Source organism: Thermaerobacillus caldiproteolyticus (assembly GCF_015326725.1).
Lineage (GTDB): Bacteria > Bacillota > Bacilli > Bacillales > Anoxybacillaceae > Thermaerobacillus > Thermaerobacillus caldiproteolyticus.
Genome location: NZ_CP064060.1, coordinates 1,662,493 through 1,681,022, shown reverse-complemented (window position 1 = coordinate 1,681,022; position 18,530 = coordinate 1,662,493). Strand labels below are relative to the sequence as shown.

The window sequence follows — 18,530 nt, the reverse complement described above, 5'->3', positions numbered from 1 at the left end:
AGGATGAATGCCTTTGTTTACTGCGATAGCAGGTGCAGTGGAATCGGGAATTATTTATGCGATTATGGCGTTAGGTGTGTATCTTTCATTTCGGATTTTAGACTTTCCTGATTTAACGGTAGATGGGAGTTTTGTCGCGGGGGCAGCTGTGGCAGCGACACTCATTGTGAGCGGGATAAACCCCTTCGTCGCCACATGTGTCGCTCTCGTTGTCGGATTTGCAGCTGGATGTATCACGGGGCTTCTTCATACGGTTGGGAAAATCAATGCGTTATTGTCGGGAATTTTAATGATGATTGCTCTTTATTCGATTAACCTTCGAATTATGGGGCGCTCTAATGTACCGCTTCTCAATGAAAAAACGGTATTCACGACGATTCAAGAGTGGGGAACTTCGCTCGGATTAGATCCAGCGACGTCCAAAATGTGGAGTATTTTACTAGCGATGGCGATACTTACGTTTGTTTTTAAATTTTTCACCGACTGGTTTTTGCAGACGGAAATCGGTCTTGCCATTCGTGCAACGGGGGATAACTCTCGTATGATTCGCAGTTTATCGGCTAATACAAATTTGCTCATTGTGTTAGGGCTTGGCCTTTCCAATGGGATGGTTGCTTTTTCCGGTGCGCTTATTGCGCAATATGGTTCATTTGCTGATGTCGGCATGGGAATTGGGATGATTATTATCGGATTGGCTTCTGTCATTATTGGAGAAGCGGTTTTTGGGACAAAAACAATTGCTAGAACGACATTGGCTGTCATCGGCGGCTCTATTATTTATCGCATTGTAGTGAGCCTAGCATTGCGTGCTCAGTTTCTGGAAACAGGAGATGTCAAACTGATCACTGCCTCGATCGTCATTTTAGCGCTAGTAATGCCACAAATTGTTCGTCATCAAAAAGAGAAAAAGCGAAAAGCGCAAAAGAGACTAGAGCGGGCGCAGCTTGTAGGGGTGCCAACGAGCGGAAAGGGTGAAAGCGATGTTGCAGTTAAATCGGATTTATAAAGTATTTAATGAAGGAACACCGGACGAAAAAGTCGCCCTAAATAATATTCAGCTAACGCTAAATAAAGGGGATTTTGTCACGATTATTGGCAGCAATGGAGCAGGGAAATCGACGTTAATGAATTTGATTTCTGGAGTGATGTTTCCTGACGAAGGGAGTATTTATATTGATGGTCAGGATGTGACGATGATGCCGGAATATGTTCGTTCCCGCTATATCGGGAGAGTATTTCAAGACCCGATGGCAGGAACAGCCCCGAGCATGACGATTGAAGAAAATTTGGCGATAGCCTACTCCCGCAATCAAAAACGAACGCTTCGCAACGGAGTGACAAAAAAGCGGCGCGACTATTTTCGTGAGGTGCTTGAAACCCTTCATCTCGGGTTAGAAAATCGCCTTCAAGCAAGAGTCGGTCTTCTTTCAGGGGGAGAGAGACAAGCGCTGTCTTTGCTTATGGCGACGTTTACCGAGCCTGCGATATTATTGCTTGATGAACATACCGCTGCATTAGATCCAGCAAGAGCTGAGTTGATTACGAATTTAACGAAAGAGATTGTTCAGCAGTATGGGTTAACAACATTAATGGTAACCCATAACATGCAGCAAGCCATCGATGTAGGAAACCGCCTCATTATGATGGATAAAGGGCAGATCATCCTTGAAGTGGATGAGAAGGCGAAGAAAGGATTGACGGTAGAAAAATTATTGGCAGAATTTCAGCGTATTCGTGGCGAACATTTGGTGAATGATCGCGCTGTGTTAAGTTAAGAGAGAAAATGTAGAAAATCGGATAAGTCGCCGCTTGGCTTATCCCATTTTTTCGAATAAAGATGGTGTTGCAAAACTAGAGTAAAAACTCAAAATTGTGCATAAGAATGCATAATTGTACATGCAGTAAATAGCGATTAAACCCATACCAACGTGGCTGTTCTAGTCCATCATTCTTTAATTGATTGAATGTCTGCTCAATCGAGTTACGGAAACGAAACAACCACTTTCCGAATTCTGTTTTCAAAAACGAAGGAATCACCCGGCCGTAGGCATCTTTTCGTTCATCACCATTTCGAGGATTAATCGGTGAAACGAAAAAGATCCCTGTTTGTTCCGCCATTTGACGGACTTTTTCACTGTCATAGGCAGCATCTCCAAGGGCAAACTCAATCTCCCATTCCTTTAAAGATGGAAATAATTCAAGCGCAACGGCTGCATCATTTCGATTCGCAGTCGTGAAGACATGGGATAAAATGACTCCCTCTGCCGTTGTACAAAGATGTAATTTATAACCTTTAAACCAGTTATACCGAGTGGAGATTCCCCATCTCGCTTGAGAATCATAAAGACTGCTTCGGAGCGCTGTACTGTCGATCATGACGATTTTTGGATATCGAACGCCTAAATCTTTGGGAAGTTGAGCATTAAAAGCGGAAAATCCTTGTTCTCGAAACCACTTACCTGCACGTGAAAACGTAGAAAGATGTGGAACCTCTTTAAGTCCACAAATACGCCGGAAGTAGCCAAAGCGATTCAGTGTGTCAACTAACTGACGTAAAGAATCAATGGAAAAATAGGTTTTTAAAAAGAAACATTTTAACAATGATTTTTTCGGAATCGGTGGTCGTCCTGTCACATAAGGTGTTTCTGGTAAAGAAAGTTGGTCGATGTATTGAAATAAAGCTCGTAAAAGAGGATCCATTTCGCTATTCATTGCATGTTCGATAACAAAATTGGAAATCATGATAGTGTCCACCCCTTGGAAATGTGTTTTTTAGGTCACTGTATATGATTTCCAAGACGGGTGGATTTTTTGTGTACATTTATGCATTCACTATGCGTTTTGCAACACGTTCGAATAAAAACAAATAAATATATAACGTTTTAAAAACGTATGTACTATAAATAGTTTTAAAAAGGGGTGAGAATGATGAAATCGGGGATGAAAGTGGGGGACACAGCTGTTGTGCAAGCAGTAGTCACTCCTGATATGTTTGCACAATTTGAAGGTAATGTCGTTCATCCGGCTTATTCAACCGTATCAATGGTGTATCACATGGAATGGGCCTCTAGAAAAATCATTTTACCATATCTTGAAGAAAATGAAGAAGGAATCGGTGCGGCGGTATCTGTAAAGCACATTGCCCCGACGACGGAAGGGACGACCGTCACCGTTACGGCGACACTCACGGAATTTCGTGACAATGTCGTTATTACGAAAGTCGAAGCAAAAAACGAAACGCAGGTAATCGGGGTAGGGAAAGTGAAGCAAGTGATTTTACCTAAGCAAAAAATCCAGCAAATGTTACAGCAGTCTTAATCCGTTGCTAGATTCATAGGAGGATGGGAGATATGAACACAATCACAAGCGAATGGAAATCAGTCGATATTTTTACACAAATTAAGGAACATGAACAAGTGATGTTTTGTAACGATGAAAAAACAGGATTAAAAGCGATTATTGCCATTCATAATACAACATTAGGACCAGCTCTTGGCGGATGTCGCATGCAGCCGTATCAAACGGTAGAAGAGGCTCTTTTTGACGTGCTTCGTCTTTCTAAAGGAATGACCTATAAATGCATTGCTGCTGATGTAGATTTTGGCGGCGGAAAAGCGGTCATCATTGGCGATCCACGTAAAGATAAAACACCTGAGTTGTTTCGCGCGTTCGGGCAGTTTGTGGAGTCGTTAAACGGACGATTTTATACGGGTACCGATATGGGAACGACACCGGACGATTTTGTCCATGCCATGAAAGAAACGAGCTGTATTGTCGGTGTTCCTGAGGAATACGGTGGAAGTGGCGATTCCTCTGTGCCAACTGCATTAGGAGTAATTTATGGAATTCAAGCAACGAACAAAGTGCTTTGGAGTAGCGATGATCTTCATGGGAAGACCTACGCGATTCAAGGATTGGGAAAAGTCGGTTTGAAAGTAGCTGAGCGATTGCTTGAAGAAGGGGCGGATTTATATGTATGTGACATTAATCCGTCTGCCATTGAATCGATTCTTTCCTATGCGAAGAAATTAGGAGCGGGTGTGAAAGTAGTTCAAGGAAGGGAAATTTATCAAACGGATGCTGACGTATTTGTACCATGTGCATTTGGCAATGTTGTCAACGATGATACGGTAGATGCATTGAAAGTGAAAGCGATTGTCGGTTCTGCAAACAACCAATTGTTAGACGTACGTCACGGACAACGGTTGAGGGAAAAAGGAATTTTATATGCGCCGGATTATATTGTCAATGCAGGCGGGCTCATTCAGGTGGCCGATGAGCTGTACGGCTCAAATAAAGCGAGAGTTCTTCAAAAAACAAAATCCATTTATTCGACGCTTTTAAATATTTATGCTCAAGCTGAAACCGAGAATATTACAACAGTTGAAGCGGCGAATCGTTTTTGTGAGGAACGGCTAGAGATGCGCAGCTGTCGCAATAATTTTTTTACCCGCAATAAGCGGCCAAAATGGGATGTTCGTCGGTAAACAACAAGGAGGGAGATTCGATGGAACAACAATTTCCGATGATTCAGGTGATGGATTACGAAGGATGTATTTTGATGCCGGAATATCGCAAAAAAATTACGAAAGAGCTTGTTATGGCATGCTATCGTCATTTGATTCGCACAAGAATGTTTGATCGGAAATGTGTGAGCCTGCAGCGACAGGGACGAATCGGTACGTACGCTCCGTATGAAGGGCAGGAAGCGTGTCAAGTAGGCAGCGCCCTTGCGTTAAAGGAAGGTGATTGGCTGTTTCCAACATATCGTGATCACGGAGCGACGATGACGTTTGGACATTCGTTAAAACATATTTTGCTGTATTGGAAAGGGCGAAACGAAGGGTGTATTCCGCCTAATGGAAAAAAAATCTTTCCACCAAGTGTGCCGATTGCCACGCAACTTCCACATGCAGCCGGGGCCGCGTATGCGGAAAAACGAAAAGGAACGATGAATGCTGCCATTGTATATTTTGGAGACGGGGCGACTTCCGAAGGGGATTTTCATGAAGGCTTGAATTTTGCGAGCGTATTTCATGCTCCCGTCGTCTTTTTTAATCAAAACAATCAATACGCGATTTCCGTTCCGATTACGCGGCAAATGAAAACAAAAACGATCGCACAAAAAGCATTGGCGTACGATATTGAGGGCGTTCGCATCGATGGTAACGATATTTTTGCTGTGTATTTTGAAACGGAAAAAGCGCTTGAACGAGCAAGAAATGGAGGAGGACCAACCTTAATTGAAGCGGTCACATGGCGCTATGGCGCGCATACGACAGCAGATGATCCAACAAAATACCGTGATCAGGAAGAAAGTAAACGGAGGCGCGAAACAACGGATCCAATCAGGAGACTAGAGCGTTTTATGAAACAGGAAGGCTGGTTTGACGAAGAATGGGTTCAAAACATCCAAGATGAAGTAACCGCTGAAATCGATCAAGCCATTATGGAAGTGGAACGTGTTCCCGAAGCGAATCCAGCTGATATGTTTGATTATGTGTTTGCTGAACCGACTTGGACGATAGAAGAACAGAAGAAGGCTTATTTTGCATGGGAACGGGGTGGTACAGCATGACAACGGCGGTGAACACGAAAACGTTGACCCTTGTTCAGGCTGTCAATGATGCGCTCAGGACGATGTTGCATGAACGAGAAGATGTCATTTTATTGGGAGAAGATATCGGCCAAAACGGCGGAGTATTCCGTGCCACCGATGGATTGCAAGCGGAATTCGGCGAGGAGAGAGTTATCGATACTCCTTTAAGTGAGGCAGGATTCACAGGAGCGGCGATCGGTATGGCAGTCAACGGGTTTCGTCCCGTGGTTGAAATTCAGTTCTTAGGATTTATTTATCCTGCCTATGAACAAATTATGACACATGCCGCACGGATTCGTTCACGAACGAAGGGGCATTTTACCGTACCGATGGTTATTCGCGCTCCGTATGGAGCCGGTGTGCGTGCTCCAGAAATTCACTCGGACAGTACCGAAGCGTTATTTATCCATATGCCGGGTATCAAAGTTGTTTGCCCATCTACTCCTTATGATGCAAAAGGATTATTAATCGCCGCCATTGAGGATCCAGATCCTGTATTATTTTTAGAGCCGATGAGATGTTACCGTGCTTTTCGCGAGGAAGTGCCAGAAGGAAAATATACAATCGAGATAGGAAAAGGCAAAAAACTGCGAGAAGGAGACGATGTCACTGTCATTGCGTGGGGAGCGATGGTGCCGGTGGCAGTGAAAGCGGCGGAAGAAGCCGAGAAAAAAGGAATTCATGCGGATGTCATTGATTTACGGACCCTTTATCCCTTGGATAAAGACATGATTGCCGAATCCGTGCAAAAGACAGGACGTACAGTCATTGTTCAAGAAGCACATGCGACAGGTGGATTAGCCAATGACATTATTGCTATTATCAATGATACCTCTTTCTTATATCAAAAAGCGCCGGTTGAGCGGGTAAGCGGCTTCGACACTCCTGTCCCATTTTTTGCTTATGAAGATGATTATTTGCCGACACCTGAACGCGTTCTTCGTGCAATTGATAAAGTCATTCAGTTTTAAAAAAGGAAGGGGCACAGAAAATGATAGAAGTCAAACTTCATGATATTGGCGAGGGAATGACCGAAGCAGTCGTTGTCCATTACTTAGTGAAAAAAGGCGATCGTGTGCAGGTCGATCAACCGCTTGTGGAAGTGCAAACAGATAAGATGGTCGCAGAAATCCCCTCGCCAGCAGCAGGGGTCATTCAGGACATTTTCGTTCCGGAAGGTCAAGCGATTTCAGTCGGTACGACGGTTCTTGCTTTAGAAACAGAAGAGACGCGACAACATGTGAAGAGCGCTCACATGAATCACCCGCCAGTCGCGGTTGCGCCTGAGAAAAAAACCGCTCCGTCAACTCGAACGGTCAAACAGCGTATTCTCGCTTCACCATATACACGAAAAATTGCTCGTGAGCATGGTGTAGATTTAGCAAAGATCGTTGGCACAGGGCCAGCAGGGCGAATCACAGATGACGATGTGCATCGGTTTCTCCAGTCTCAACAGGAAAAAGAGGATGTAGAATCGAAAACGAAAATCTTAACAAAAATGGATGCGTCAAAAGAAAAGAAAAATGCTATTCCATTCCGCGGCCGCCGCAAGCAAATTGCGAAAAAAATGACGCACTCATTATTTACGATTCCACATTGTACGCATTTTGAAGAAGTCGATGTGACCGAACTGATGAAGTTTCGCGAAGAATTAAAAGAGCATAACATCAGCATTTCAGCAACCGCGTTCTTTATAAAAGCCCTGTCGCTTTCACTGAAAAGATTCCCGATTTTCAACGCTAAACTCGATGAAAAGCATGAGGTTATTCATCTTGAGTGTGAACATCATATTGGGATCGCGGTTGACACGGAAGAGGGGTTGATTGTTCCGGTTATCAAACATGTCGAGAACAAATCGCTGCGGGAGATTCACGATGAAGTGAAACGCCTTACTCAAAAGGCACAAGAAAACAGATTGACACTCGAAGATGTAACAGGCGGTACGTTTACAATTAGTAATGTCGGTCCGCTCGGTGGTAGCATTGGTGCCACTCCGATTATTAATCATCCGGAAGTTGCATTAATGGCATTCCACAAAACTAAGAAACGGCCTGTTGTTACTGAGGATGACGAAATTGAGATTCGCTTGATGATGAATATCTCCATGTCGTTTGATCATCGCGTAGCGGATGGGGCAGCCGCGGTAGCCTTTACGAATTGTTTTGCTCAATTTATTGAAAATCCAAAATTGATGCTGATGGAGTTGGTATAGATTATGGTAGTAGGAGAGCTTGCTCATGAAAGAGATGTCATCATCATCGGCGGAGGACCAGGGGGATACAATGCGGCGATCCGTGCCGCGCAGCTTGGGTTGTCGATTACTCTTATAGAGAAGGAAGAATTAGGCGGTGTTTGTCTGAACAAAGGTTGTATTCCATCAAAAGTGTTTGCCCATGCTGCACAGAAAATGGCGGATATTCATCATATTGATGAACTTGGTATCGAGCTTACTGCTTCATCGTTTCAACTCGGAAAACTTCAAAACTATAAAGCGAAAGTAACTGCCCAGCTTCGACAAGGTGTGGAAGCGCTTTGCAAGGCAAATAAAATTGAACTTATCAAAGGGAGAGCTTCATTTTTAGCCGAGGATCGTATTGGAATAGAGGCGGGAGAGGCATTTGACGTCTATCAGTTTCGCTATGCGGTCATTGCTACTGGCGCAACGCTTATTCCACCAACGTGGATCGAAATCGATCATGGACGCATACTTAATGCTTATTCGATATATGGATTAGAAACGTTGCCGAGCCATTTACTTGTATATGGGAACGATTATATTGCTCTTGAAGTTGCGACGAGCTTTCGTGCTTTTGGCTCCGATGTATCGCTCATTCTTGAGGACGGAAATGAACATTTTGGCTTTGATTCATCAATTGGCCGTGAATTACAGCGGATATTGAAAAAAATGAAAATCAAAGTCTATCAAAAACATCGAATCAAGAACGTGGCATCGTCGCTAGATACGGTCGCTGTCACACTTAAAACGTTGGAAGGAGAAGCAGTGACAGTAGAAGGTTCTCATTTGTTCGTTTCCTGCAATATGAAAGCCAATATTGATGAATTAGGGATTGATCGTCTTAGCATGAAACGAACGGAACAAGGGTTTATTGATGTCAATCATAAGGCGCAAACCTCGATTCCTCATATATTTGCGGTGGGAGATGTGACGGGCGGCCCGATGCTTGCCGTAAAAGCGATCAAACAAGGAAAAGTCGCAGCGGAAACGATTGCCGGAAAAGAATCGGAAGTAGACGTGACGTTTCTACCGACGATTGTGCATTCACTTCCGCCGATTGCAAGCGTCGGCTTGACGGAAGAGGAAGCGAGAGAACAGTATAATGACATTCGTATCGGATACTTTCCATTAGCCGGAAACGGATATGCGGGCATTATCGGTCAAAAAGATGGATTAATCAAAGTGATTAGCGAAGCGAAAAGTGAAGTCATCCTCGGAGTCCATATGATAGGAGCGGGGGCGATTGAACTGATTTCAAGCGGGATTATTGGATTGGAAACAGTTGTGCGCGAGGAAGATTTCAAGTTTCCATTTTACCCGCATCCGAGCTGCAATGAAGGGCTGTTAGAAGCAACGGAAGCGTTGCAGGCAGAAGCGATTCATCTTTCACCAACAAAACAGAGAAAGAGTGAAAAAGAAGCAGTCTCACGCTGAGACTGCTTCTTTTTGAAAGATGTCTTGATGTTTGCTTTGGAGCGTCCGTTGCAATTCATGAAGGGAAGGGGATTCGTTTTTGAATGTATATAAACCGAGACAAACAAGTGAATATTCGTTGCCTGGATCAAAGACAACCTCGACGACTTCTTCTGTTCCGCAATCGATTTCTTGGAAATAATCCGCGCTGAACAGACGGACATCGGAAGTTTTATATTTTTTCAGAAGGATATGGTATCCCTTCTTTAATTGTCCAGTAAAGAGATGTTCCGTACCTATTAATTCATGAACAAGCATGATTGCACTCCCTCAATTCTACTTAAATAGAAATGTTCCGTAACAAATATACTACAAAATGAAAAAGATAGTACTCGGTTTTGATAAATGTTCAAAAACTTGTCACTTCTTTTTGTTACAAAAACGTTTTTAATAAATTAGAAACGATCAGAACAATTACGATTATGACTACAGACGTTATTTATGTAACAATCAAGAAGGAGCCGTTCAGTTTTGGACAGAGAGGGTTGCGAAAGAGAACTGGATTGGAGCGGAGCCAAAAGGAAAGGGAAACTCGCTCGTTCTTTATCCGAAATCGCTGATGTTAAATTGGCAACAACCAAAAGTGTTTATGGTATTTGATTGAGTGTGAAGATATCGAACGTACATACGAGATGATGAGAGCAAACGGAGTGAAGTTTCCAGGCGAACTAAAGCAAATGCCATGGGAAGCGTTTGTGATGTTCTTATTATGGAAGGGTAAGGCACTTTCCAAAGGAAAGGTGTTTTTTTTTACAAAAAATATAAACAATATATTAAGAAAAGTAGTGGTATAATTGGGGAACAGCGGCGTGAAGCGATGAAAGACATTGATGTATTTTGGAGGAGATAGATAGAGCAGAAGCGAGGAATTAATGATGAGAATACGGGATTGGGATCGAAATTTGAAAGTTCGTTTATTTAGCGAAGCGTTAATGAATGTAACGTTTTGGATGTTTTTTCCGTTCATGGCGATTTACTTTACGGAATCGTTCGGAAAAGATAATGCGGGATTGCTATTAATTTTTTCACAAATTTTTTCCGTGCTGGCGAGCTTAATGGGAGGTTATTACGCTGATCGGTTTGGACGGAAACGAATGATGGTGCTTGCGGCATACGGTCAAGGTGTCGCATTTTTTATGTTTGCGTTCGCAAGCTCGCCGTGGTTTACATCACCGCTTGTTGGATTTATTTGTTTTACGTTCGCGGGAATTTGCGGTTCGTTCTATTGGCCGGCAAGCCAAGCGATGATCGCTGATGTTGTGCCGGAAGAACATCGCAGCAGTGTATTCGCGGTGTTTTATACATCGATCAATATTGCGGTTGTCGTGGGGCCGATTATCGGAGGAATGTTTTATGCCGATTATCGGTTTGAATTATTGCTTGCGGTGGCATTGTCTGGTTTTGCATTAGCGACTCTTTTAGCGAAGTGGTTACGCGAAACCGTACCGATGGAGGTGGTTGTGGAACAATATAGCGGTAAATGGTACAAGGTTATATGGAAGCAAGTTCGTCAGTATGGAGTTATCGGGCGCGACCGGACATTTTTATTATTTATTGTAGCGGGAATTTTAGTCGGTCAGACGTTTATGCAGCTCGATTTATTAATTCCTGTTTATACAAAAGAGGTTATTGACAAGCAAACGTTATTTTCGATTGGCGATTGGTCCATCACACTAGGCGGGGAGAAGGCGTTTGGCTTACTCATCTCGGAAAATGGATTACTTGTTGCATTATTGACTGTTTGCGTGACAAGATGGATGGAGCGCTACCAAGAGCGTTTCGTGTTCGTCGGCTCTTCGATTGTGTACGGAGTGTCTATTTTGCTGTTTGGCCAGACGGAATCGATTTGGGGACTGATATTTATTATGGCATTGTTTACGTTTGCCGAGCTGATGACAGCAGGTATTCAGCAATCATTTATTTCAAAGCTCGCTCCAGAAGAGATGCGAGGTCAATATTTTGCTGCTGCCAGCTTGCGTTGGACGATCGGTCGAACAATCGCTCCGTTTTCCATTACCGCAACGCTTTGGATGAGTTACCAATGGACGTTTTTTCTTTTAAGCTTACTTGCCTTTGTCAGTGCATTTTTATATGTCATCATGTTCCAACGGTTTGAAAAACAGCGGGCGAAACGAGTGGGAATGCAACCATGAAGAAAGGCTGTTTTTTCAGGCACATGTTTAGGAGAAGTGGGGAGGATAAAGATGGAAATTACATTGATTCGGCATGGAAAATCTGAGTGGCAAGAACAGCGGTGGATGAGGCCTGCTGAGTTCGCCGAATGGGTGAAAGCCTATGATGAACATGGGATATGTGAAGACGATAAAATTCCTCTATTAACGCTACAAAAAGCAAAGAACGCGAACATGGTCATCACCAGTATATTGCGGAGAGCTGTTCATTCTGCGGAACGGTTACGACCATCTTGCCCAGTCGAAACTAGCGAATTGTTTCGCGAAGTAGAGATGCCAATTCCGTTTGCCCACGTTAATCTTATACGATTGCCGACCAACATATGGCTTATTTTTTCGCGGTTATGTTGGCTATGCGGCTACAATGGTAATGTTGAATCATATTGGCAAGCAAAGCAGCGGGCAGAGAAAGCTGCTATTGTATTATGCCGATATGCAAAAACGTACGGAAATGTCGTTGTTATTGGGCACGGATGGTTTCATCGGCTAGTAGGCAAACAACTAAGAAAACAAGGATGGAAACGTACAACAGCGGAAAGTGCAAAACATTGGCATGCAGTTTCTTATACGCTTTATAATAAATAGCCGAGAAAGCCCCTTCTTCCATAAAGAAAATGAAGTAACGGATTACAAATATGGTGTTTGAATTGGTGTGTACGAAGGCCGGTTGTTTCATTAACATATATTCCCTGTTTTGGTCATAAAGATGAACTAGGAAACATCAACGGAATGTCGAACAGGAGAGGGGAAGTTAGGTGAAACAACATGTGAAACTCGATACAAACACAGATGGAACCAAACAAAACGGTACAAAGGAGGTCAGTGGCGGGGAAGTCGCGGTACAGGCGCGCTATGAGCAGAGAAGGAGAGCGCGGCTTTTAGAACATGAGCGGCGAAAAGTGTATTATCGAATGGCGTGGCGCGTTGCTTTAGTCATCGCGGCGCTTTGGCTTATAGGTACTCTATTTGTTAAAGGATATGGAGCGTTGAAAAATGCTGCGGGAAAGGAAGTAGCGATGATGCGCTTTGAACAAGCGCTAAAAGAAAAAGATATCGCCGCTTTACAAACCTATATCCGAATACCTGATCCAACGATCCCAGTGAATGAAAAGACATTGGCTCCGCTGTTTGTTTATTTAGAGTCACACCCAAAGGCGTACGAAACAATTCATCATGATTTAGAAAAACAATGGAAAACGAAACACGTTTACATAAAAGGATTGACATCCCAGCCGCCCATTTTTTCGATGAAAGTGTATGAAAAACAATTTTTTTTGTTCAATCAATATGTATTTGAACCGACGTTATATTCTTTAGTGATCCATGCTGAGGGAGAAAATGTCACCATATTGGTGAACGGAAAGAAAGTTCAAGGGGAACCGCAAAAAGAACCATTTTCTAGAAAGCTCGGTTCTTATCTTCCCGGTGTGTATGAAGTGACTATTGTGAGAAAAGAAGGAGAAAAAACGACAAAAGAAACAAAAAAAATCGTTTTATTCGGCGGGAAGAGAGTGCATGAAGTCGATTTTTAGTCAGGAGATCCTTGCAAGCAATTAGGATCTCCTTTTTGTATTAATACGTAAATATCGCTTGGGCAACTGCCGAAATGATGATATCTTGCGTTTGAATAGGGGGAGCAGTTTGTTGTTCGGCAAGTACGACTGTTGATGGCAGGGAAGGAGACAGGGTGGGAGCGAGGCTTTCTTCTTTGATTTGAATCGGCATGTCATGAAGAGGAAGGCCGAGCGTGTGAGCGATGACGAACGCTTTTTCTTTGGCATTTTTTACTGCAATCGCGAGCGCCTGCTGGTAGTAAGGCTGCTCGTTGGCAAGTTTAAACTGAATATGGCGGGCGATGTTCGCTCCGTTGGCGACAGCCGTTTCGTAAATGTTGCCGACGGTTTTTGTATCTCTTACGGTAATGTCAAAAATATGTTCAACTTCGTAGCCGACTAATACAGAAATACCGTTTGTATAGTTATATTTTGGATAAATGGAAAACGAAGCGGTATCGATATCCTCTTCGTGCACTCCAATAGCCTTTAAAGCCTGAATCATGACGCCGGCCCGCTGGGCATTTTCTGAAAGCGCTTCACGAACATTCGTATGTTCAGTTCGAATACCGAGAGTGATGATGACGGTGTCCGGTTTGACTGTAACCGTTCCTTGTCCTGTCACGGTGATGGTTTGCGGCGAATGTTTTCCTCTTTGTGTGGGCAAGTAATGATGCATGTGCCAATCCTGCATAGAAGCACCCCTTTCGTTTAAGCAGCCTTATTTCGGTCGTCTTTATGGGTGACATCCCAATAATAGATGCGCGGCAAGCCAATATAGCACCAATATTCTTGTAATAATGTAATTCCGACAAAATATACCATTTGCCAGTCGATCTGTTTCATTCTTCTCATCTCCTCTGTACATTCTCTTTTTTACAGCATATTCCTCGTTCGAGTTGTCCTATGACGTACAAGAAATGAAACGAAATAGACAGTTCAAACGTATGAAATAAAGAGGACATGCTATAATGAAAGTATAAATGGGTTGACAAGGAAGGGATGAATGATGAAACGATTTTTTATGATGTTATGGCGCTTGTTCGTTTCGTGGAATGTCGGTTTGCTTGTAGCCGTTGTCACATTTTTTCTGTTTAACTATCAATTTTTTCTTTCCTTTTTATCAGGCACGGCGGCGATGGTTATTACATCAATGTATATGAAGCGAAGGGCGCATCGAATCGTGGCAGGACATCTTTTAAAAGAAGAAAAAGAGTATATTCGCTCACAGCTAGCAGAGGCGCGGAAAAAGTGGAAGCGAATCCGTCGAACGCGATTTAACGTTCGTTCGCTTGTTATGTGGCAAAAAATTTCACGCATTGCCACAACCGTTGAGAAAATGATCAGAGCAGTGGAGCAGTATCCGCACAAATTTCGAGTCGCGCAGTCGTTTTTTATTAACGAATTGGATTTGGCGGTGACCATCATTGAAAAGTACGTATATTTAGTGAATCAACCTGTTCGCAACGAAGAGATGAAAGAAGCGCTGTGGAAAACTGAGCGGCTTCTCGATGAGCTCGTCAAATCAGCGGAGCAACGATTATTGGAGCTTCTTTCAGACGATGTATTTGATTTGAATGTAGAAACGAAATTGCTGGAACAGTCGTTAGAGCAGCAAAAACAATCAGCAACGATGGAGTGGGGGAAGGAGAAGGAATATGAAACAGTCCGATAACATGCCGATGAATGAGTTTCGCGAACAAGAATGGACAAGCTCGCTCGATTCATTGTTAGAAAATCCGTTTTCTTTGCCGAGTGAGCAAGGGGAAACTCCGGTGAATGGGGAAAAGCAGCCGACGAAACTCATTGATACATTAAAGCAAGAACATCGGGAAAAAGCGCTTCAGCTTTCAAAGCAAATTGATCCGCGTAATCAACAAGCAATCGTCCAATATGGAGTAGCAGCACAGGCGGAATTATCTAAGTTTTCCCATGCGATTCTCAACCATGTGCAAGCGAAAGACGCCGGTCCGGTTGGAGAAGTCATTAGTGAGTTAATGACAAAAATCAAAGAAGTCAATCCCGACGATTTACTGCCGGCGAAAAAGGGGTTCTTTTCCCGATTGTTTGGTTCGGTATCTAAATCGCTGCAAGGCATGGTGGCGAAGTATCAAAAAATTGGCGTTGAAATTGATAAAATTGCTGACCAGCTTGAAAAGAATCGCCAATTATTGTTTCGCGATATTATGATGCTAGAAACGCTGTACGAAAAAAATAAAGAGTACTTCGATGCGCTTAATATTTATATCGCTGCCGCAGAGCTGAAATTGGAAGAATTGCGAACAACGCTTATCCCTGAGCAAAAAGCAAAAGCCGAACAGTCCGGAAACCAGATGGATATGCAAGAAGTGAGCGATTTAATGCAATTTGCTGACCGGCTAGAAAAGCGAATTCACGATTTAAAACTAAGCAGACAAGTAACGATTCAAACCGCTCCGCAAATTCGCATGATTCAACATATGAACCAAACGTTAGTCGAACGCATTCAGTCTTCCATTTTAACGGCGATTCCGCTCTGGAAAAACCAAGTGGTCATCGCTCTTACCCTGTTCCGCCAACAAAAAGCGGTAGAGGCGCAAAAGCAAGTGACCGAAACGACAAACAATTTGCTTCTTCGTAATTCGGAAATGCTAAAAACCAACAGCATTGAAGTGGCCAAAGAAAATGAGCGCGGTCTCATTGATATTGAAACGTTAAAGAAAACGCAAGAAAACTTAGTGACAACGTTGGAGGAAACATTAAAAATTCAACAAGAGGGTCGCCTGAAGCGTCAACAAGTCGAACGAGAACTCGTGAACATGGAAGAGCAGTTAAAACAAACGCTATTGTCGTTAAAACATCGAGGCTAACCTTATTGATAGGTTAGCCTCGATGTCTGTCTTTGTTTTGAGCAGTTCGCACGTCTAACTCTTCAGCCATTTCCGTCTGTAATTCGCGGGTCGTTACTGCTTGGTCATTTGTTTGTTCATCTCGATGACGAAGTACGTTTTTATCCATATAAGCATGAAACACTGCTTCACCAATAGCGACGAGCAAAGAAGAAAAGAAAGCTGCACTCCATATGGTTGTTAATTCACCGCGGTTGATTCCAATACCAACCCAAACAGCGATAAACACAAGTACAAAGTCAGCCACCGTAGCAGAGAAATTGCCGAATCTTGGCAACATGTATACATCCCCAAGCGTATAAGTTATGAGCGTCATCAACAAGCTAAAAAACAACAGTTCCGCTGATGATACTTGGAAAAATAGCGGCAGTATCGCCAAAAATATGGTGGCAAGTAACACATATTTAATAAGTAAAGCTATTAAGTGTCTCATTGGAGATTCTGTCCTTTATAGAACGATTATTCGGCAGGGCGATTTGGTCCTTCCAATTTTTTATCTCCATATCCCGGCTGTTGTTCCATATCTTTTTCTTGTTGGCGGTCTTTATATTGCTGTTCTCCGCTGCGATTTTGCTGAGTTTTTTTCATCTCTTGTCCATCCTTTCTACATAATATATGTTCTATCATTAGTTTGTCTTTTTTTTATGAGGTTATAATCTCCATAAACTTCCTCTTTTTATTTTTTTGCATTGTTTCAAATTAATTAATGAAGGTTCATGACAAGGAGGCACGATGTATGACGACTCAAGACAGTGTAAAAATCGCGGGAAGACAGTATAAGCCATCTGACTATGAATGTTCCTCTTCTTTATCTTCAGCGCTCGCAACGACGCATGAACAAGTGAGTGACGTATATACAGAAGGAACAATTGAAGCAGTGGTGGATGATGTGAATGGAAAAGACATTCCGATTCCCGTAAAAGAGAACGAATAAACATGAAGGCGTCAAGGCGTGAAGAAAAAGCCTTGACGTTGTTTTATTTAACCGATTTATAATAGAGGTTGTACAATTCATCATCAGGGAGAGGAAAGAGATGTGGCTGCTGGCTGCTGTATTGACCGCGGTTTGCTTTGGCATTAACAATACGCTGTTCAAGTGGAGTACCCGTCATTCGATGTCGAAGCAACATATTCAGCTCTATTTTTATCTTGTTGCCTTTATTATGATGGTTAGCTATGGGTGGATGAATGAAGTGCTTCATCCGAGTTTGGTTTCCGTATGTCTCGGCGCGCTTGTTGGGATTTGCAATGCAACTGGCAATCTTCAAATGTCGATCGCTTTTGAAAAAGGGCCGGCTAGTTTAACGGCTCCATTAATTGCTGTCAATGCCATTTTTCCTGTCTTAGCGGCGGGAATCGTGTTTGGCGAACATATTCCCCTTCTTCATTGGCTCGGGATTTTATGCATGCTATGTTCTGTAGCGGTCATTCAATATACACCGAATGAAAAGGGAAATCATGAATACATACCTTGGCTTGGACATATAGGAGTAGCGATCATTTCGTTTGGGGCTGTTGGGGTTTTGATGAAAGTATGCTCGACGCTTGGAATTGGTTCATTGGATGTGCTAACCGCGATGTATGGAGGAGGGAGTCTTTACTTACTGCTGCGCTACGGCAAGGAAAAGGGACAAAAGCAGGAATTTCGTTTAGGAGCGACGATCGCTCTGTTCAGTGTCATTGGATTTAGCTGCTACTTTTATGCTCTGAATGAGGGAATCGCGACGATTGTTTTTCCCGTTGTCAGCCTCAATTGTTTAGTTGTGGTAATGACAGGCTGTTATATTTTTAAAGAAAAATTAAAAGCCTATCAAATCGTGGGGATTGTGACAGCTTTATTTGGTTTAATTCTTACAAAGCTATAGGAAAAAGGAAATAAAAACGGATCGTATTTTGCTCATGTCTTGATCATACTAATGACTGTTTATTTCAACAAAGTAAGGAGCTGATGATAAGTGAAATGGCAAAAAGCACTGTTAACGTTACTAAAAGAAAGAAAAGACAGCTCAATCGCATTGGCAATTGATACATCTGCCCGTCCGGCTCACCCGCTTCTTATTCAAAATATTGTTAAATTATTCGAAACAGCGAGGCCAGATACGCTGTTAGTGCAGGCTGATTTCAAAATTCGTGACGTATCACCGATTGGAACAGCGGTGATTAAATATTTTAAGCATGGGAAATCGTCATATACGGAAGTATTAGAATGGGCAAAAGAGGAAAAAATTGATGCGCTCTTTTATATTACTGATGTGACGGGGTATTTTTACGAGGAACTTGAAGTTAATTATGAAGTGTTTTGGCTCGTTCCAGACGATTACTTGCCGCGTGTTCCATTCGGAAAACCGATTCAAGTGGCATAAAAGAACAGGATGTTCTGAAACCGTGATGTTTCAGGACATCCTTTTTTTAAAATGAAATTGGGATAGCTCCAGCGCCTAACCAGTTTGTTTCTTGAATTGATGCCGATGCAAAGCATCACTTGAAACATGATGCTTGATAGTTCGGGTCAAATCAGCCCCTGGGGGTGGCAAGCCGTTTTGTGGGTGAAGAACATTTGCCTGTAGATGTAAAAAGGGCTTGTGCTTT

23 protein-coding genes are annotated in these 18,530 nt (G+C 42.8%); 17 read left to right on the top strand and 6 right to left on the bottom strand.

All coding sequences use genetic code 11. The features are described 5' to 3' along the window. The first annotated feature begins 13 nt into the window (after positions 1–13). Complete coding sequence (locus ISX45_RS08235) at positions 14–1,006, top strand: ABC transporter permease (RefSeq protein ID WP_194520480.1); 993 nt, start codon at positions 14–16, stop codon at positions 1,004–1,006. Further along, on the top strand, positions 981–1,775 hold the full coding sequence (locus tag ISX45_RS08230; protein WP_181556019.1) for an ABC transporter ATP-binding protein: 795 nt from the start codon (positions 981–983) through the stop codon (positions 1,773–1,775). Before ISX45_RS08235 ends, ISX45_RS08230 begins: the two co-directional genes overlap by 26 nt. 76 nt (positions 1,776–1,851) lie before the next feature. Here ISX45_RS08230 and ISX45_RS08225 read toward each other — a convergent pair whose 3' ends face one another. Next, entirely contained in the window at positions 1,852–2,742 is an 891-nt protein-coding gene (locus tag ISX45_RS08225) for a transposase (protein ID WP_407649730.1), read from the bottom strand. A 186-nt stretch (positions 2,743–2,928) separates the two neighbouring features. Here ISX45_RS08225 and ISX45_RS08220 point away from each other — a divergent pair, with 186 nt between their 5' ends. The 6 genes from ISX45_RS08220 to lpdA are packed head-to-tail and all read left to right on the top strand — an operon-like array spanning position 2,929 to position 9,269. After that, a complete protein-coding gene (locus tag ISX45_RS08220; protein ID WP_181556020.1) occupies positions 2,929–3,318 on the top strand; it encodes a thioesterase family protein in 390 nt (129 codons plus the stop codon). A gap of 32 nt (positions 3,319–3,350) precedes the next feature. Further along, positions 3,351–4,487, top strand: a complete 1,137-nt coding sequence (locus tag ISX45_RS08215) for a Leu/Phe/Val dehydrogenase (protein ID WP_194520479.1) — start codon at positions 3,351–3,353, stop codon at positions 4,485–4,487. A 20-nt stretch (positions 4,488–4,507) separates the two neighbouring features. Beyond that, positions 4,508–5,578 carry a pyruvate dehydrogenase (acetyl-transferring) E1 component subunit alpha gene (gene pdhA / locus ISX45_RS08210; RefSeq protein ID WP_181556022.1) on the top strand — a complete coding sequence of 357 codons (1,071 nt, stop codon included), beginning with the start codon at positions 4,508–4,510 and terminating at the stop codon, positions 5,576–5,578. Beyond that, positions 5,575–6,570, top strand: coding sequence for an alpha-ketoacid dehydrogenase subunit beta (locus ISX45_RS08205; protein ID WP_194520478.1), 996 nt, complete (start codon positions 5,575–5,577; stop codon positions 6,568–6,570). Before pdhA ends, ISX45_RS08205 begins: the two co-directional genes overlap by 4 nt. A gap of 23 nt (positions 6,571–6,593) precedes the next feature. Next, positions 6,594–7,811: a dihydrolipoamide acetyltransferase family protein gene (locus ISX45_RS08200; RefSeq protein WP_194520656.1), complete on the top strand. Its 1,218-nt coding sequence runs from the start codon at positions 6,594–6,596 to the stop codon at positions 7,809–7,811. A gap of 3 nt (positions 7,812–7,814) precedes the next feature. After that, the gene (gene lpdA / locus ISX45_RS08195) at positions 7,815–9,269 is read left to right on the top strand and encodes a dihydrolipoyl dehydrogenase (RefSeq protein ID WP_194520477.1); all 1,455 of its coding nucleotides are present in this window, start codon (positions 7,815–7,817) and stop codon (positions 9,267–9,269) included. Here lpdA and ISX45_RS08190 read toward each other — a convergent pair. Continuing rightward, positions 9,261–9,566 carry a hypothetical protein gene (locus ISX45_RS08190; RefSeq protein WP_181556025.1) on the bottom strand — a complete coding sequence of 102 codons (306 nt, stop codon included), beginning with the start codon at positions 9,564–9,566 and terminating at the stop codon, positions 9,261–9,263. The genes lpdA and ISX45_RS08190 overlap by 9 nt on opposite strands. Positions 9,567–9,940: 374 nt before the next feature. On the opposite strand from ISX45_RS08190, the gene ISX45_RS20070 reads away from it, so the two are divergent. From ISX45_RS20070 to ISX45_RS08175, 4 genes are all read left to right on the top strand, one after another. Beyond that, positions 9,941–10,102: a hypothetical protein gene (locus ISX45_RS20070; RefSeq protein WP_407649758.1), complete on the top strand. Its 162-nt coding sequence runs from the start codon at positions 9,941–9,943 to the stop codon at positions 10,100–10,102. 81 nt (positions 10,103–10,183) lie between these two features. Continuing rightward, positions 10,184–11,461, top strand: a complete 1,278-nt coding sequence (locus ISX45_RS08185) for an MDR family MFS transporter (RefSeq protein WP_194520655.1) — start codon at positions 10,184–10,186, stop codon at positions 11,459–11,461. A 51-nt stretch (positions 11,462–11,512) separates the two neighbouring features. Continuing rightward, positions 11,513–12,085 (top strand): histidine phosphatase family protein, encoded by a 573-nt coding sequence (locus ISX45_RS08180; protein WP_181556026.1) that lies wholly within the window; start codon positions 11,513–11,515, stop codon positions 12,083–12,085. 170 nt (positions 12,086–12,255) lie between these two features. Then, on the top strand, positions 12,256–13,032 hold the full coding sequence (locus tag ISX45_RS08175; protein WP_194520476.1) for a TcaA second domain-containing protein: 777 nt from the start codon (positions 12,256–12,258) through the stop codon (positions 13,030–13,032). Positions 13,033–13,072: 40 nt separating this feature from the next. Here ISX45_RS08175 and ISX45_RS08170 read toward each other — a convergent pair whose 3' ends face one another. After that, a complete protein-coding gene (locus ISX45_RS08170; RefSeq protein WP_194520475.1) occupies positions 13,073–13,747 on the bottom strand; it encodes an SIMPL domain-containing protein in 675 nt (224 codons plus the stop codon). A 17-nt stretch (positions 13,748–13,764) separates the two neighbouring features. After that, positions 13,765–13,899, bottom strand: a complete 135-nt coding sequence (locus ISX45_RS19915; RefSeq protein WP_258561044.1) for a hypothetical protein — start codon at positions 13,897–13,899, stop codon at positions 13,765–13,767. Between the two features lie 160 nt (positions 13,900–14,059). On the opposite strand from ISX45_RS19915, the gene ISX45_RS08165 reads away from it, so the two are divergent. Both ISX45_RS08165 and ISX45_RS08160 read left to right on the top strand, forming a co-directional pair. Then, complete coding sequence (locus tag ISX45_RS08165) at positions 14,060–14,728, top strand: 5-bromo-4-chloroindolyl phosphate hydrolysis family protein (protein WP_374058303.1); 669 nt, start codon at positions 14,060–14,062, stop codon at positions 14,726–14,728. Further along, the gene (locus ISX45_RS08160) at positions 14,712–15,902 is read left to right on the top strand and encodes a toxic anion resistance protein (protein ID WP_194520474.1); all 1,191 of its coding nucleotides are present in this window, start codon (positions 14,712–14,714) and stop codon (positions 15,900–15,902) included. Before ISX45_RS08165 ends, ISX45_RS08160 begins: the two co-directional genes overlap by 17 nt. 13 nt (positions 15,903–15,915) lie before the next feature. On the opposite strand, the gene ISX45_RS08155 is transcribed toward ISX45_RS08160, so the two are convergent. Together ISX45_RS08155 and ISX45_RS19910 are read right to left on the bottom strand one after the other, a co-directional pair. Then, entirely contained in the window at positions 15,916–16,374 is a 459-nt protein-coding gene (locus ISX45_RS08155; RefSeq protein ID WP_194520473.1) for a YndM family protein, read from the bottom strand. Positions 16,375–16,400: 26 nt separating this feature from the next. After that, complete coding sequence (locus ISX45_RS19910; protein ID WP_258561045.1) at positions 16,401–16,529, bottom strand: hypothetical protein; 129 nt, start codon at positions 16,527–16,529, stop codon at positions 16,401–16,403. A gap of 148 nt (positions 16,530–16,677) precedes the next feature. Here ISX45_RS19910 and ISX45_RS08150 point away from each other — a divergent pair, with 148 nt between their 5' ends. The 3 genes from ISX45_RS08150 to ISX45_RS08140 all read left to right on the top strand — a co-directional run bounded on the left by ISX45_RS08150 (position 16,678) and on the right by ISX45_RS08140 (position 18,304). Beyond that, positions 16,678–16,875, top strand: a complete 198-nt coding sequence (locus ISX45_RS08150) for a YozQ family protein (protein WP_181556032.1) — start codon at positions 16,678–16,680, stop codon at positions 16,873–16,875. Between the two features lie 100 nt (positions 16,876–16,975). Beyond that, positions 16,976–17,806, top strand: coding sequence for a DMT family transporter (locus ISX45_RS08145; protein WP_194520472.1), 831 nt, complete (start codon positions 16,976–16,978; stop codon positions 17,804–17,806). A 90-nt stretch (positions 17,807–17,896) separates the two neighbouring features. Further along, the gene (locus tag ISX45_RS08140) at positions 17,897–18,304 is read left to right on the top strand and encodes a vWA domain-containing protein (protein ID WP_194520471.1); all 408 of its coding nucleotides are present in this window, start codon (positions 17,897–17,899) and stop codon (positions 18,302–18,304) included. Positions 18,305–18,530 lie beyond the last annotated feature (226 nt).